Below are 14,334 nucleotides of genomic sequence, written 5' to 3'. Positions count from 1 at the left end.
ACCACCGTTTATAGAATCTCCTTTTTCAGAATTTCCATCATTTGTTTTATTCTAATTTCATATGTATGTTCTTTTAAAATTTTTTCTTTTCCTTTTTCAGCTATTTTTTTTCTTAATGTTTCATTCTTTATGTAAAATCTTATTTTATCAATCATTTCTTCCTTATCATTAAAAGTTTCTAATTCTTCTCCAATTTTAAACATTTCTTCTATGCCATTTACGTATCTACACAGATAAAATGCACCACATCCCATTGATTTGTACAATCTATCACTCATTGATTTTTTTATATGAGGCATTGAATCTACACCTAAATAAATCTTTGAGAGAATACAGGCTTTTGCATAATCTTCTCCCCAGAGCATTCTTCCACCATATGCTCTATTTAAATTACTTAAAAGTAAAGGTATTGTAGAGATTTTTCTTGGCAGAGGTGGTCCCCACCATTTTAATTTAAATCCCTCTCTTATAATTCTTTTGAGATATTGTCTTCTTATAAGATACTGTGCCTTAGAGCCGAGATTTCCAATATGAGTCACATCGCAACTAAAGTTTTTTATATCATCATCAGTAATCTTAGATATTCGAAAAAGATCCGGCTCAAATGCCTGGGTAAGCCAGAAAGTTTTAGGGTTGTATTTTTTAAATTCCTCAATCAATCCTTCTGACATTGTAAAGAGAACGTCTGTTACTTTCACATACGGAATTAGCCAATCAGGAATTACCGGATCTGGATACCACATCACTAAGGGAACTTTTCCCTTAATCGGCTCTAAAAATTCAACATCAACTTCATCTTTAGTAAATAATATAAAATCAGGTTTATTACTATTAACAAAATTAAGAAGTTCAGAATCTCTTTTCCCGAAAGAATAAACCTTATGACCATTTTTTTCAAATCCCAATTTATAAGAATAAAAGTTATCCCATGGCTTTGAAAAACTTGATAGCAATAAAACCCTCATTGTATCCCCTTCAATCTTAATGTTTCTAAAAATAAACTTTCATATTTTCTCACCACATTTTTAATTGAAAAATTTTCTACTCTCATTTTTGCTTTTGTAGATAATTCTTTTCTTTTATCTTCTGAATTAATTACACTCAAAAGAATTTTTCTTAAATTTTCTACATCTTTGGCTGGAAAATACAGTGCACAATCACCTAATATTCCAACGAGAGAAGGAATATCAGATGCTACAATCGGTAGCTCAGCTGCCATTGCCTCAATGACTGCCAAAGGTAATCCCTCCCACAAAGATGGAAAACAAAAAATGTCAATGGATTTAAGAAAATAAGGAATTTCCTCGTTATCTAAATTGCCAAGCAGTATTAACTCTACATTATATTTATTTGCAATATTTTTAAGATAGTCCTTTAATTCACCCTCTCCAGCTATTACTATCGTAACATTTTTAATATCTGCCACAGCTTTGATAAGATATTCTTGTCCCTTTGCTGGATGCAGTCTTCCAACTGTGCCAATAATAATTTTGTCAGTTGATAAATTAAATTTTTTTCTGATTTCTCTTTTGTCAAATGCTATTTTAAATTTTTCCACTGATATACCATTGTAGATAACTTTTACTTTTGAATGTTTAATCCAATCGTATTTAACAATGTCAGATGCGACAGCTTCTGAGACAGCAATTAAGTAATCAGAAAAATAGGAAAGAATTTTATTAAAAACTCTTCTATGCCATTTTGGTCTTTTAGGGGATACATATACATTGTGAAAAGTAGGTAAAATTAAAGGAACTCCAGCCAGTTTTCCAGCAATTCTTCCGTATAAATTTGCATGATACTGATGAGTTCTAAGTATATCTACTTTTTCTTTTTTTATTATATTATATAAATCTTTTACAGCTTTCCAATCAAAACCATGACTTTGCATCCTGTTTAGAACATAAAGTTTTATCCCTTTCTGTTTAATTTTTTCAGCAACTTCACCTCCTTCTTTAATGCAACAAACTATAGGAATAAATTTTTCTGAATAGTTAATTATTTCATTATATATCATCCATTCAACGCCACCTGAAGGTAATTTGGAGACTACGTGAAGGACTTTAAATTTTTTCATTTTGCAGTTTTTCTAATTGATAAAAGGTGTGGAAAAAATTACCCATATCATAACATCTATACCCAAGATTAATAAGTTCATAACAAAGTACTTTACCGCCAGGTCCTCCTGCTAATAAAATTACAGTATTTGTAGCTGGCAAATCGTTATAATTTATTAATTGAAGAATTTTACTTTTAATTTCATTTAAAACATCAAACATATTCTTATCAGGAATTTTTACAAACCAAACTTTTTTATCCAAATTTTTATTTTTAAACCAATTAAAATATTCGTTTGAATTATGAACCATGATAATATTTTGAAAATCTTTCCATAATAACTCAATTTTTTCATATGGCAATGTGACTTCTGAAGCTCTAAACATATCTGTTTCAGGATATGGCAAGGATGATTTTTCAATTTTATATTTCCAAAGTAAATATCGCATAAAACGCCATATTCCAAAGGTACCCCTTCTTTTAAGTTCTTTAATGTCAGCAGTTAAATTCCAATTTGTTAAAGCCATAAGATAAGGGCTGTTTTCAGAATAATTTTTCCAAATTTCTATAAGTTTTTTTCTTAATTCTTTTCTGTATTCTTGCGTTCCCATATCAAGTCCAACTATTATTTCAGATTCACCATTTCCAAATCTAATAAGAGATTTTTTAGTTTTTAATAATAAATCAAGAGATTCTTCTGCAGATAATGCATTATATTTAAAACCTCTTTTGAATAATAAATTAAAGATAATTACTTTTAACTTGTTAAAACGATAAAAAATTCTCTTTTTTTTTAAAATTGGTTCTTTAGGTCTTTCGCTTTTTATTATTGTAATAGTCGGATTTTTCATAGTAATTATAGTTTGAGATTGTTTTACATTTGTTATTTAATTTTGATATTATAAATAATAATCTCAAATTGATGCAAATTATAGTCTAAAAAAGGATTTTTTAATTTTTATGCGTTTTATTAGAAAATTATTTAATGTCATTGCTGTCCAAAATAATCTAAACTCATAAAAAACATCCGCATAAAATAAGACTTTTGGACAAGAAAATTTGCTTTTTCAAAATCAGGTTACCCCCCTTTCTTTTTATTTGCTGTCCAATTAAACAAGTCTAAATTTTAACTGTTCTATTTGAGGCTCAATTTGCGGTGTCTCTGTCGGTTTATTTATCCATTCCCATAAATTCCTATATGTAAATAGGTTTAGTCTCAACAATGCAACTAGATTACTTAATGACCATCCAAATGTTGATAACTCCTTCAGATACTTCAGTATCAGTATCGCTATTAATGCCGTCCATATCTGTATCTTAAGTGCATTCGCTGATGTCCCTACAAAGGTTTTTACTCTTAGATTTTGTTTCAATGTCTTAAAAAATCTGTCCTGCCATCTGTCTTTGTATATCTCTGATATGGTCGTTGCACCAAAGTTCAGTTGGTTCGTGAGTAGCACAACTGTATCTTTTGTTTCCTTATCCATGACCTCTATCCTCCGTAGCTCATATGGACAGTCTTGCTCTGCATAAAAACCCTTAAGCTTGATTATCTCGTCCCGAATTATGTTTCTGTTCTTTGGCACTGGTAGGCTCTTTATCACTTTATAAGAGGCGTTGTCCTTTAACCTTGTTACAAAATATACCCCCTCCTCTGTCCATCTACCAAATAAAGCATAGTCAACACACCCTCTGTCTATTACTACTATGGCACCAGAACAAAATTGAAGTCTCCTTAATATGTTTACTTCGTGCACTTTACCTTCTGTTATATGCGCATATTCAGGTAAATATCCTGAGTGGTCAAGTAGTAAATGCAACTTTACCGCACCTTTAGTCTTTCTGAATTTTGCCCAGTCAAATACTGTTGCACACAACTCTATTACAGATGCATCAAAGCTCATTAGCTTGTTCTTAAATCTGAATTTCCTCTTGCCAGTAAATTTAGACTGACATCTCTGAAGAAGCATATAAAATACTGCTTGAAAAAGTTCCCACGGTCTGTGTTCATTTGCATAGGCAAGGGTAGAGCTCTTTGGAGCTTCTTTTATACCAAGATGCCTTAACTTGCCAATACAACTGGCAAGTCCATTACATATCTCTCTTAGAGAATGCGCCTGCCCAAGTTGACAAAATAACATAGCTACAAATTGCCCCCAACTCGTAAACCCTTTTGCTCTACGCTCAGCTTCTGTCTGCTTTGACTGACTTCTCAAATTCTAATCTTGGAAAAAGGGATAGAATTTGACTGAAAATACTGCTATACTTATTCATATACACCTCCGATCTGGGTCTTTAATTTTTAAGCTAAATGTTTATCTATTTTACCCAGATCGGAGCTTTTTAAAAAATTTATTTTGGACAAGAGTGAGTTAATATATTTTATTATAGAACTAAAAATTTGTATTATTTAATAAACGAGATTTACAAAAGAGATGAAAATCCTTTAATTGTTGTAACTGCTGATCATCTTCCAGCAATTTTTAATGATAAATTGCAATATGTGCATGATACACATATGGTCAGTGCTTTTATTTTAGATGGAAAAAGGCAAATAAATGTTACAGGGAAAAATATTTACGAATTGTCTTGGATAGCATGGGATATATTAACAAATGAAAATCATAAAAGACCAAAAGAGAATTTAGAAGAACTTTATTACTATTATTTATCTCAGGTAATTAATTAAAAATCTCTTCTTATGTTATCATAAAGTTTCATGAATAGACAGCTAAAAATTCTTCACACTGAATGGTCCGATGGAATGGGAGGACAAGAAAAAAGAGTCCTCTATGAATGCAAAGGATTAATGGAAAAAGGACATTCTGTAACCCTTGTTTGTAGAGAAAAAAGCAGAATAAAAGAAAAGGCAATTGAACTTGGAATTGAAGTTATTACTTTACCATTGAGGAAGCCTTATGATATTGAATCAATCATTAAACTTGTAAAAATTTTAAAGCAGAAAAAAGTAAATATTATAAACACACATAGTGGAATTGACTCTTGGATTGGAGCAATAGCAGGAAAAATTGCTGGAGTTAAAGCAATTGTAAGAACCCGTCATCTTAATCTTCCGCTTAGAAGGAATATTTTTAACTTTGTACACTATTTACCTGATTTATTTATTACCTGCGGTGAAAATATGCGAAAAAACCTGATTGAAAATAATGGTTTTCCTTCTGAAAAAGTAATAAGCATCCCTACTGGAGTTGAAGAAAAATTTTTCTATGTAAAAAGGGATAAAAGTATTAAGCAAAAATTTGGATTAGATCAAAATAATCAAATAATAATAAATGTGGGGATTTTAAGGTTAGTAAAAAATCATGAATTAACAATCATTGCTTTTAGCAAAGTTTTAAATGAATTTCCTTTTGCAAAACTTTTTCTTATTGGAGAAGGACCGAGAAAAAATTTTTTGATGGATTTAGTAAAAAAGCTAAATATTGAAAATTCTGTCATTTTTACTGGTTTTCAGGAAGATGTTACGCCTTTTTACAGTGTGGCAGATGTATTTGTGCTCAGTTCAAAATCTGAAGGACTTCCTCAGGCACTTCTTCAAGCAATGGCAGTAGGAGTTCCAGTTGTTGCAACAGCAGTGGGAGGCGTTCCAGAGGTTGTAAAACATGAAATTACTGGACTGCTCACTAAACCTGATGATGCTGATGAATTAGCTGAAAATATTATTAAAGTTCTTAAGAATCCACGTTTTGGTGAAATAATGGCTGAGAAAGCTAAAAAAGAAATTAAGGAAAAACATAGTTTAAAAGCAATGCTGGATAAAATTGAATCTGTTTATATGGAGCTTGTTTCAAAATGAACATTCTTCATACTGAAACATTAAAAAGATGGGGAGGACAGCAGAAAAGAGTATTAAATGAGTGTATTGGTTTATCTCAAAAGGGACATAAAATAGTGCTTGTTTGTAATAAAAATTCTATGCTAAGTCAAAAAGCTAAAGAAGCAGGCATTAAAGTTTATGAGCTTGATTTTAAAAAAAGCAAAATAATTATAAAAATAATTATAAATATTTTGAAACTGATTAAAATAATAAAAAAAGAAAAAATTGAAATTGTTGCAACTCATAGCTCTACCGATAGTTGGGCAGGAGGAATTGCAGCAAAGCTTTCTGGATGTAAGCTTGTAAGATTTAGACATAATTTGTATCCAATTGGGAAAGACCCATTGACAAGATTTATTTACAAAATACCAGATAGATTTATTGTTTTGACTGAGTTTATAAAAAATGAAATAGAAAAGATAAATAACAAATCAGATAAAATAGCAATAATTCCAAGCGGAATTGATATTGAAAAATTTAATCCAAAAAAATTGAAAAAAAATATAAGAGAAAAATTTGGAATCCCTAATGATGCGCTAATTATTGGAAATACTTCTACTTTTACTCAAGTAAAAGGACAAGAATATCTTTTAAAAGCATTTAATAAAATTTATAAGGTTTATCCTTGTTATCTTGTATTTGCAGGTGCTATTGGTGAGCCTTATAAGCAAAAATATCTTGCCTATGTTGAGGAAAGCTTAAGAGATAGAGTTTTATTTTTAGGACATAGAGATGATATTCCAGAAGTTCTTTCTCTTTATGATGTATTTGTTTATCCTTCCTATCTTGAGGGTCAAGGACAGGCATTAATTGAAGCAATGGCAATGAAAAAAGCTGTGGCTTTATCTGAAATTGATACTTTTAAGGAATTTATAATTGATGGAGTAAACGGAGTATTTTTTAAACCCCGTGATCCCGATGATATAGCTGAAAAAGTTATTTATTTACTTAAAGACAAAGAAAAAAGACAAAGACTTGGAGAAGAGGCAAGGAAAACAGTGCTTGAAAAATTTACTCTTGAACAGATGATTGAAAAAACTGAAAAACTTTACAAGGAGCTTTTAAATGCTAAATAATTCTATTCCTGTAATTATGTATCATCATGTAATGCCTAAGGAGAGGGAGTTAAATGTTACTCCTGAGATTTTTGAAGAGCAGATTTCAGCACTTAAAAGAGAGGGCTGGAAAACTTTGTCTGCTGTTGAGTTTATTTATTTGATGATGCATCCAAAAGAAAAAAGGAAAAAATGCGTTCTTCTTACATTTGATGATGGTTTTTATGATAATTATCTTTTTGCTTATCCAATTTTAAAAAAATACAAAATGAAGGCTGTTATGTTTGTTGTGACTGATATGGTTTTAGATGATTTTAAAAGAGAGAGTTTTTCAGTAGTTGAGCACAAAAAAATGTGGCATATGATTTTTAATGAGGACAGAAGAGACTTTCTTTGCACTTGGAATGAACTTAAGGAGATGCAAGAGGAAGGAATTTTTGATATTGAAAGTCATGGAAGTTCGCATAAGATACCAGAATATTTAAAGGCTGGTAATTACGAAATGATAAAGGAGGATATAAAAAGGAGCAAGGAAACTTTAAAGAGAAAGATAAATAAAGAGTCTTTACATCTTTGTTGGCCCAAAGGAGCATATGATGAAAAATCAATAAATATTGCATGTGGGTGTGGGTTCAAAGCTTTATATACAACAGAAAGAGGTGCAAACATTTATGATTTACTGCATATAAAAAGACTTCCTGTAAAATGCAAAGGTGCTGGATGGTTGCTCCCAAAGCTAAAGATTTACTCATCAAGTGTTCTTTCAAAAATTTATTTGAAGATTAGAATTGGATGAGGAATTTTAAATTTTTTGACGAAGATATTAGAAAATTTGTTCTTAAATTTCTGGATACTGTAAAAGAAAATAGGGATTTGTTAAAACCCTTTAGCGGAATTGCAAATGAATGCGAGGCATTTTTAAAAGAGAAAGGATTTCAAATATACTCAACAAAATCTGACACTTTTGTTTTAAGTGACATCAGCTCAAAATACTTCATAAAAGTTTTCATACCTGTCAAATTCAAAAGAAAAATTAAATATTTCCTTTACAATCCTGCTAAAAAAGCTTATTTGTATTCTCAAAGATTAAGGGCTCAAGGAATTCCTGTTGTAGAAGTCTTTGGATATGGAAAAGTATTTGGTAGACACTTTTACATTATGGCTGGCAGTAGTGGCACAAACTTTCTTGAAATTTTGAAAATCCAGAACAATAAGGATGAAATCGCAAAATTATTTCTAAAAATAATTGATATAACAGTTGCTCTTCACAAAGCAGGATATTCATTAGGTGATGCAAATATTAAACACTTCTTTTTTGTGGGTGATGAGTTAGAATCAATTGTTGATCTTGATAATATTCAAAAAATTTATTTTTTTAAACTGAAAAGATTTGCAAGAGATTTAGGTTATCTTTGGAGACCTGTTCTTCCTTTCAGTAAAGAAGAGATGAAAGCATTTTTTAATTACTATTGCGAAAATATGGAAATATTTAACAGAAAAGAATTTTTTAATTTGATTGAATATTACAAAGATAGAAGATGGAGTTGAGAGGTATTTTCGATTCTTGCCAATCTTTTTAATGCAAGGATTTTATCTTCTCTTCCAATGCGGGCTTCTTCAATTGCTTTTTTGATTATTTCAATTGTTCTGTCATAAAGTCTACTGCTTACCCTGTATGGTGTACCGTCTTTGCCTCCGTGGGCAAAGCTAAAACGAGCTGGATCTGAGAAATTAATAGGAGTGCCATAAACAAGCTCAGCTGTAAGCGCGAGTGCACGCAAGGTTTTAGCTCCTAATCCCTTTACTAAAAGCAAAGATTCAAAATCATTCGGTAGGTTTTCATAGGTTTTAAGTAACACCTTATAAAGATTCTCTGGTTTTATGTCAGACATTGTAATATGATGCCTTTTAGGTTGACTAAGCTCCCTAATTTTTATAAATTCTTTTACAACCTTATCTGGCTTTTCAGAGGATAGCATTACTGTCGCTTTTCTCAGTTCAGAGTTTTCCTTTGCAGTAAAGTTTAATGCCTTAGTTTTTACATCACAGCATACTGCAGCATGAGGCTTTTCAACAAAGCTTTTAAGATTAAGACTTAGCCAATGATATCTTCTTGCAATATTCAATTTTTCATTCATTCCTTGCTGAATTACACACCAGTGTCCTTCCTGAGTGAACACTATTGTGTGATGATAAAGTTGAAAGCCATCTTGAACTGCAGTGTTGTCAACCTTTGCAGAGAGTTTGCTTGCATAAATAAAAGGTTCAGGACCGAAGCCAACTTTATCTGCATAATCAATAATTTCGTTTGGAGTATTAATAGCTCTTTTTCCTTTGCCACCAGCAACAAAAATTCCAAGCTCTGTCTCAGCTCCTTTTAAAGCTTCTTTTATTGCTCCTGTTACAGTTGTTGTAACTCCACTGCTATGCCAGTCAAAACCTAATACACACCCCAATGCCTGAAACCAGAATGGATCAGAAAGGCGCTTTAAAATTTCATTCTTCCCAAGCTCTATAGCCATTAGTTCAATAATTGCCCTTGATAGAGCTATCATTCTCTTGAAAAGCCACTGAGGTGCTTTTCCTGAGTGTAATGGAAGATTTGCAATACCTGTTTTATGCATATTTAAGTCTACTATGAAGTTTTGTTAATATAATATCAACCTAAACAACAATTTATGCTCTTAATATTTCTCCAACTTTTCTCATAGCGGCACGGTTTTACTTGTTATAAGTAATTTTAGCATACTCTCTGATAAAATCAAAAAGCTTTACCAAAAAATGGCGATTTAAATCTAAAAATTAATGAAACTATTTGAAAAAATAAATATTTTTCCGTCATTGCGAGCCTCGCTATTTTTTCTCTTTGTTATTGCGAGGCATCCGTAGGGATGCCGAAGCAATCTCGTCTTTACTTTTTACTTCTTACGTTTTACGAATTTTTAGAGACTGCATTGCCCCAGCTTGCATCGCTTTGATCGCAACAAGGATGCTCGTTGTGAAAGTGTGGGCTATTGCATGCAACGGGTGAGCGAACAGTGAAGCGTGTCTATCTCTATATTTTTGTGCTTTAAGTGAAAAATCTTTTACATTTAGAAAAATTTGCAAATTTGGTTGAAATAAAGTCTGAAAAAGAAATAAAATGTTTATAGTATGTCACAGTCAATAAACAAAAAGCTCAAATTGATAAGAAGTAAAAAGCATGATATTGCTATTGCTAAATATACGAAAATGATAGAACAAGACCCTACAAACCATCAGGCATATAAGGAAAGAGGGAATGCATATTATAGAAAAAAGCTTTATCATCTTGCCATTGCTGATTATACTAAAGCCATTGAACTAAAACCAGATTATTTTCTTGCATATAACAATAGAGGAATAGTTTACTCTGTCCTTGGACTTTATGAGCTTGCTATAGCAGATTATAATAAAGCCATTGAACTGAAACCTAATAATGGAATGCCCTATAATAACAGAGGTTTTACTTTTCTTTTGATGGGAAAACTGGAAGAAGCTGAACGAGATATTAAAAAGTCAATTGAGCTTAATCCTAATAACATTTATGCCTTGAATAGCATGGCTGAACTTTATGCAGCCAAAGGAATGCCAGAAGAAGCTTGCAAATGGCTTCTAAAGGCTATTGAAAAGGGTTATAATAATTGGAATTACCTAAAAACCTCAAAGACCTATGAACCTATAAGGAATCATCCTCTTTTTAAGGCAATTTTAAATTTGAATAAGTAATCTCTTCCTAATTACTTATCTCTAAATTGAGCGATTTTTTGTCCATTGCGAGCATAAATTTATCTTTTCGTCATTGCAAGCAGTGCTTCGCACTGCTTGGCGAGCTGGTTGCTGAAAGAGGAATGCGAGATTGTCTCGCTTTGCTCGAAGTCGCAATTATAGAAAAAATATTCCATTCACTATTCACCATCCACCAACCACCAGTCACAATTACAGACTGCTTTACCTGATCTCAGGGGCTTGCAGTGAGGAGCATCTATCTAATTTTTCAAACAAATGTGGTATATTAGAAATATTTAGCTCATATTCTTCAAAGGAGAAAGATATGGAAAAGAGATTAATGCTTGGAACATCTGCAATAGCTCAAGGAGCAATAGAAGCAGGAATTTCTTATGCTTCATCCTATCCGGGAACTCCTGCAACTCAAATTCTTGAATATGTTGCTCAAAATTCGCCTGTAAAGGCAGAATGGTCTGTAAATGAAAAAGTAGCCTACGAAGTAGCTTATGGAGTCTCCCTTGTAGGAAAAAGAGCTCTCTGTTCAATGAAGCATGTTGGCTTGAATGTAGCTTCAGACCCATTTATGACCTCTGCATATCTTGGTGTAAGGGGTGGACTGGTTTTAGCTGTGGGAGATGACCCGGGAGCTTACTCTTCTCAAAATGAGCAGGATAGCAGATTTTATGCAATGTTTGCAAAAATTCCCTGCTTTGAGCCCTCTGATGTTCAGGAGGCAAAGGATTTGACCATTTTAGCCTTTGATGTTTCGGAAGAATTGGGACTTCCTGTTATGTTAAGAAGCATTACAAGGCTTCTGCATTGCTACGGTCCTGTTACTATGGGAACGAGAAGACAGGAAAATCCTTTAAAAATAGAAAAAAATCCTGAGCAGATGATTGCTATTCCAAAGCATGTTATAAATCTTCATAAAAGACTTAACGAAAAGCAGCAAAAGATACTTGATATCATAAAAAAACATGAGCTTAACAAAATATTTCCCGGCAATTCTAACAAAGGTATTGTAGCATGTGGAATTACTTTTCTTTATGCAATGGAAGTTGCTGAAAATCTTCCAATTCTTAAAATCTCAGCCTATCCTGTAGATGAGGCATTAATCAAAGAATTTGTAAGCAATCTTGACGAGGTTATTGTCCTTGAAGAAGGTTATCCATTTGTTGAGCCTATTGTGAGAAAGTTTCATCAAAATGTTAAAGGCAAGCTTTCTGGTGAGCTACCAATGGAAGGCGAGCTTGGTATTGATGCAGTAAAAAAATTGTTTGCCAATCACCAAATACCACCCGTTACTGCAGAACCGCCAGCCAATCTTCTTCTTCCTCGTCCACCTGTGCTTTGTCTCGGATGTCCACACAGAGAGTTTTATAAGGCACTAAATGAGGCAAAGCCAAATTTTGTGACCGGTGATATTGGTTGCTATACTTTAGGTGCAAATCCACCCCTTAACGCAATTGACACATGTCTTTGCATGGGGGCAAGTATAAGCAAGGCTTCTGGAATTGCACTGCAAGGTGTGAGCCGTGTTGCTGTTGTTTTGGGTGATTCAACATTTATTCATACAGGTATCCCTGCTCTTATCAATGCAGTCTATAACAGGGCAAATATTCTTGTATGCATTCTTGATAACTCTGTTGTTGCAATGACAGGTCATCAACCAACTCCTGAGCTTGGAATTACTGCAAAGGGTGAAAGGACCAAATCCGTTGAACTTGCTGAAATTTGCAAAGCCTGTGGAGCAGACTCAGTTGAAGTTGTTGACCCATATGACAAAAAGGTTACATACGAGGCAATAAAAAAGGGGCTTGATAGCCCCGGGGTTAATGTTGTCATTGCAAAGAGAGCGTGCGTTTTGGTTGCGCGAAAATTAAAGAGCTAAAACATCATCCCAGCTGAGTATTTGCACGCTCTTTTCCTGAAGGACAGATATTGTTTTATCAAGATTTTCAGTCCGCAGGACTACTACTGCCTTCTCGCCAGATTTTTCTACGAAGGCATAAATGTATTCTATGTTGATATTTGCATCGTAAAGATATTTAAGGCACTCTGCAAGTCCACCGGGTTTGTCTTTTACTGCCATAGCAATTACATTTGTAAGCTTCACTGTAAATTCGTTATTCTCCAACACTTCCTTTGCTTTTTCCGGGTCTGTAACAATTAGTCTTAAGATTCCAAATTCAGATGTGTCTGCAATTGAAAGTGCCCTGATGTTTATATTCGCATCTGCAAGGGCACGAAGTGCTTCATAAAGTCTTCCTCTTTTGTTTTCTAAAAATACAGAAACCTGCTTTATCTTCATTTTAGTCCTCCTACTGATTCAAATTTCTTTTATCAATTACTCTCTTTGCTTTACCTTCGCTTCTTGGAAGGCTCTTTGGTTCAACTAAAGTTACCTTTACCCTAATGCCAACAATTTCTTCTATCCTCTTTTCCAATTTCTTCTTCAAGTTTTCAATTTGTTTTACCTCATCGGAAAATGTCTCCTTTGACATCTCAACCATAACCTCTATCTCATCAAGATACTGGGGTCTTGTAATGATAATCTGATAATGGGGTTCAACGCCCTGAACTTCCAAGATAGCCTTTTCAATCTGGTATGGGAAGAGCATGACTCCTCTCACTTTTATCATGTCATCGCTTCTGCCCCTGATTCTTTCTATTCTTGCAAAAGTTCTTCCGCAGGCACATTTTTCTCTGATTATAGAAGTGATATCCCTTGTTCTGAATCTCAACATTGGCATCCCTTCGCGGGTCAGGGGTGTGATAACAAGTTCTCCTCTGTTTCCATCTGGAAGCGGGTCTCCTGTTTCTGGATCAATGATTTCTATGAGAAAATGGTCCTCAAATACATGTAAACCCTTTTTTTCAACACATTCGTGGGCAACTCCCGGACCAATTATTTCAGTAAGTCCGTAGATATTGTAAGCATTGAGTCCAAATCTTTTTTCAATCTCTTTTCGCATCTCCTCTGTCCACATTTCAGCACCAAAACAACCGGATTTGAGCTTAAGAGTGGTTGGCTCTATACCCATTTCCTGAGCAACTTCTGCCATGTAAAGTGCATAAGATGGTGTGCATGTGAGTATAGTTGTGCCGAAGTCTCTCATTATTTCAATCTGCCTTCTTGTGTTTCCTGCAGAGGCTGGCACAATCATTGCACCTATTTTTCTTGCTCCATAATGAACGCCAAATCCTCCTGTGAATAATCCGTATCCATAGGCAACCTGAACAATATCATTCTTCGTTGTTCCTGCCATTGTTAGGCATCTTGCCATTACTTCTCCCCAAATTTCAATATCATTCAGAGTATATCCTGCAACCACAGGTTTGCCTGTTGTTCCGCTTGACATATGAATCTCTACTATTTCGCTGAGTGGCACAGCAAACATTCCAAAGGGATATACTTCTCTTAGGTCAACTTTACCAGTAAAGGGAATGTGTCTTATGTCTTCAAGTTTTTTAATATCATCTGGTGTAATACCCACTTCATCAAACTTTTTCTTATAGTATGGAACTTTTTCGTAAGCCCGTCTTACCACATCTTTTAGTCGTTGAAGTTGTAATTCTCTTAGTTTTTCTTCAGGAATGCATTCTGCTTCTTTATTCCAATACATATTCATCACC

General features: G+C 33.4%; 14 protein-coding genes. 7 read left to right on the top strand and 7 right to left on the bottom strand.

The window, feature by feature from the left end:
• Positions 1-8: 8 nt before the first annotated feature.
• The 4 genes from ACYQ3P_RS02095 to ACYQ3P_RS02080 all read right to left on the bottom strand — a co-directional run bounded on the left by ACYQ3P_RS02095 (position 9) and on the right by ACYQ3P_RS02080 (position 4,274).
• The gene (locus tag ACYQ3P_RS02095) at positions 9-965 is read right to left on the bottom strand and encodes a CgeB family protein (protein ID WP_460176301.1); all 957 of its coding nucleotides are present in this window, start codon (positions 963-965) and stop codon (positions 9-11) included.
• Positions 962-2,077 carry a glycosyltransferase gene (locus tag ACYQ3P_RS02090; protein ID WP_460176300.1) on the bottom strand — a complete coding sequence of 372 codons (1,116 nt, stop codon included), beginning with the start codon at positions 2,075-2,077 and terminating at the stop codon, positions 962-964. The genes ACYQ3P_RS02095 and ACYQ3P_RS02090 overlap by 4 nt, the downstream gene beginning before the upstream one ends.
• Complete coding sequence (locus tag ACYQ3P_RS02085) at positions 2,064-2,909, bottom strand: GT-D fold domain-containing glycosyltransferase (RefSeq protein WP_460176299.1); 846 nt, start codon at positions 2,907-2,909, stop codon at positions 2,064-2,066. Before ACYQ3P_RS02085 ends, ACYQ3P_RS02090 begins: the two co-directional genes overlap by 14 nt.
• 258 nt (positions 2,910-3,167) lie before the next feature.
• Positions 3,168-4,274, bottom strand: coding sequence for an IS4 family transposase (locus tag ACYQ3P_RS02080; protein WP_460176298.1), 1,107 nt, complete (start codon positions 4,272-4,274; stop codon positions 3,168-3,170).
• Positions 4,275-4,459: 185 nt separating this feature from the next.
• Between ACYQ3P_RS02080 and ACYQ3P_RS02075 the strand changes: the two genes are divergently transcribed.
• From ACYQ3P_RS02075 to ACYQ3P_RS02055, 5 genes are read left to right on the top strand one after another with little or no spacing between them, the layout of a single operon-like run.
• Entirely contained in the window at positions 4,460-4,747 is a 288-nt protein-coding gene (locus tag ACYQ3P_RS02075; RefSeq protein ID WP_460176297.1) for a hypothetical protein, read from the top strand.
• A gap of 30 nt (positions 4,748-4,777) precedes the next feature.
• Complete coding sequence (locus tag ACYQ3P_RS02070) at positions 4,778-5,875, top strand: glycosyltransferase family 4 protein (RefSeq protein WP_460176296.1); 1,098 nt, start codon at positions 4,778-4,780, stop codon at positions 5,873-5,875.
• Positions 5,872-6,972, top strand: a complete 1,101-nt coding sequence (locus ACYQ3P_RS02065) for a glycosyltransferase family 4 protein (RefSeq protein ID WP_460176295.1) — start codon at positions 5,872-5,874, stop codon at positions 6,970-6,972. Before ACYQ3P_RS02070 ends, ACYQ3P_RS02065 begins: the two co-directional genes overlap by 4 nt.
• Positions 6,962-7,747, top strand: coding sequence for a polysaccharide deacetylase family protein (locus ACYQ3P_RS02060; RefSeq protein WP_460176294.1), 786 nt, complete (start codon positions 6,962-6,964; stop codon positions 7,745-7,747). Before ACYQ3P_RS02065 ends, ACYQ3P_RS02060 begins: the two co-directional genes overlap by 11 nt.
• On the top strand, positions 7,744-8,499 hold the full coding sequence (locus ACYQ3P_RS02055) for a BUD32 family EKC/KEOPS complex subunit (RefSeq protein WP_460176293.1): 756 nt from the start codon (positions 7,744-7,746) through the stop codon (positions 8,497-8,499). Before ACYQ3P_RS02060 ends, ACYQ3P_RS02055 begins: the two co-directional genes overlap by 4 nt.
• On the opposite strand, the gene ACYQ3P_RS02050 is transcribed toward ACYQ3P_RS02055, so the two are convergent.
• Entirely contained in the window at positions 8,475-9,575 is a 1,101-nt protein-coding gene (locus ACYQ3P_RS02050) for a DUF763 domain-containing protein (RefSeq protein WP_460176292.1), read from the bottom strand. The genes ACYQ3P_RS02055 and ACYQ3P_RS02050 overlap by 25 nt on opposite strands.
• A 529-nt stretch (positions 9,576-10,104) precedes the next feature.
• On the opposite strand from ACYQ3P_RS02050, the gene ACYQ3P_RS02045 reads away from it, so the two are divergent.
• Both ACYQ3P_RS02045 and ACYQ3P_RS02040 read left to right on the top strand, forming a co-directional pair.
• Complete coding sequence (locus ACYQ3P_RS02045) at positions 10,105-10,698, top strand: tetratricopeptide repeat protein (RefSeq protein WP_460176291.1); 594 nt, start codon at positions 10,105-10,107, stop codon at positions 10,696-10,698.
• A 325-nt stretch (positions 10,699-11,023) separates the two neighbouring features.
• Entirely contained in the window at positions 11,024-12,589 is a 1,566-nt protein-coding gene (locus ACYQ3P_RS02040) for a thiamine pyrophosphate-dependent enzyme (RefSeq protein WP_460176290.1), read from the top strand.
• On the opposite strand, the gene ACYQ3P_RS02035 is transcribed toward ACYQ3P_RS02040, so the two are convergent.
• Entirely contained in the window at positions 12,578-13,009 is a 432-nt protein-coding gene (locus ACYQ3P_RS02035) for an ACT domain-containing protein (RefSeq protein ID WP_460176289.1), read from the bottom strand. The two genes, ACYQ3P_RS02040 and ACYQ3P_RS02035, sit on opposite strands and share 12 nt — an antisense overlap.
• Before the next feature lie 10 nt (positions 13,010-13,019).
• Positions 13,020-14,324: a phenylacetate--CoA ligase family protein gene (locus tag ACYQ3P_RS02030; protein ID WP_460176288.1), complete on the bottom strand. Its 1,305-nt coding sequence runs from the start codon at positions 14,322-14,324 to the stop codon at positions 13,020-13,022.
• Positions 14,325-14,334: the final 10 nt, after the last annotated feature.

This window comes from Thermodesulfovibrio hydrogeniphilus, assembly GCF_054657355.1.
Note: the sequence above shows the minus strand (reverse complement) of the source record. Positions and strands in the feature narration are given on the sequence as shown.

What these genes read in the sequence shown, in the direction of transcription:
- ACYQ3P_RS02055 (WP_460176293.1), top strand. Translation starts at nt 7,744, where the DNA reads ATGAGGAATTTTAAATTTTTTGACGAAGATATTAGAAAATTTGTTCTT.
- ACYQ3P_RS02040 (WP_460176290.1), top strand. Translation starts at nt 11,024, where the DNA reads ATGGAAAAGAGATTAATGCTTGGAACATCTGCAATAGCTCAAGGAGCA.
- ACYQ3P_RS02065 (WP_460176295.1), top strand. Translation starts at nt 5,872, where the DNA reads ATGAACATTCTTCATACTGAAACATTAAAAAGATGGGGAGGACAGCAG.
- ACYQ3P_RS02095 (WP_460176301.1), bottom strand. Translation starts at nt 965, where the DNA reads ATGAGGGTTTTATTGCTATCAAGTTTTTCAAAGCCATGGGATAACTTT.
- ACYQ3P_RS02045 (WP_460176291.1), top strand. Translation starts at nt 10,105, where the DNA reads ATGTCACAGTCAATAAACAAAAAGCTCAAATTGATAAGAAGTAAAAAG.
- ACYQ3P_RS02050 (WP_460176292.1), bottom strand. Translation starts at nt 9,575, where the DNA reads ATGCATAAAACAGGTATTGCAAATCTTCCATTACACTCAGGAAAAGCA.
- ACYQ3P_RS02030 (WP_460176288.1), bottom strand. Translation starts at nt 14,324, where the DNA reads ATGTATTGGAATAAAGAAGCAGAATGCATTCCTGAAGAAAAACTAAGA.
- ACYQ3P_RS02035 (WP_460176289.1), bottom strand. Translation starts at nt 13,009, where the DNA reads ATGAAGATAAAGCAGGTTTCTGTATTTTTAGAAAACAAAAGAGGAAGA.
- ACYQ3P_RS02090 (WP_460176300.1), bottom strand. Translation starts at nt 2,077, where the DNA reads ATGAAAAAATTTAAAGTCCTTCACGTAGTCTCCAAATTACCTTCAGGT.
- ACYQ3P_RS02085 (WP_460176299.1), bottom strand. Translation starts at nt 2,909, where the DNA reads ATGAAAAATCCGACTATTACAATAATAAAAAGCGAAAGACCTAAAGAA.
- ACYQ3P_RS02060 (WP_460176294.1), top strand. Translation starts at nt 6,962, where the DNA reads ATGCTAAATAATTCTATTCCTGTAATTATGTATCATCATGTAATGCCT.
- ACYQ3P_RS02070 (WP_460176296.1), top strand. Translation starts at nt 4,778, where the DNA reads ATGAATAGACAGCTAAAAATTCTTCACACTGAATGGTCCGATGGAATG.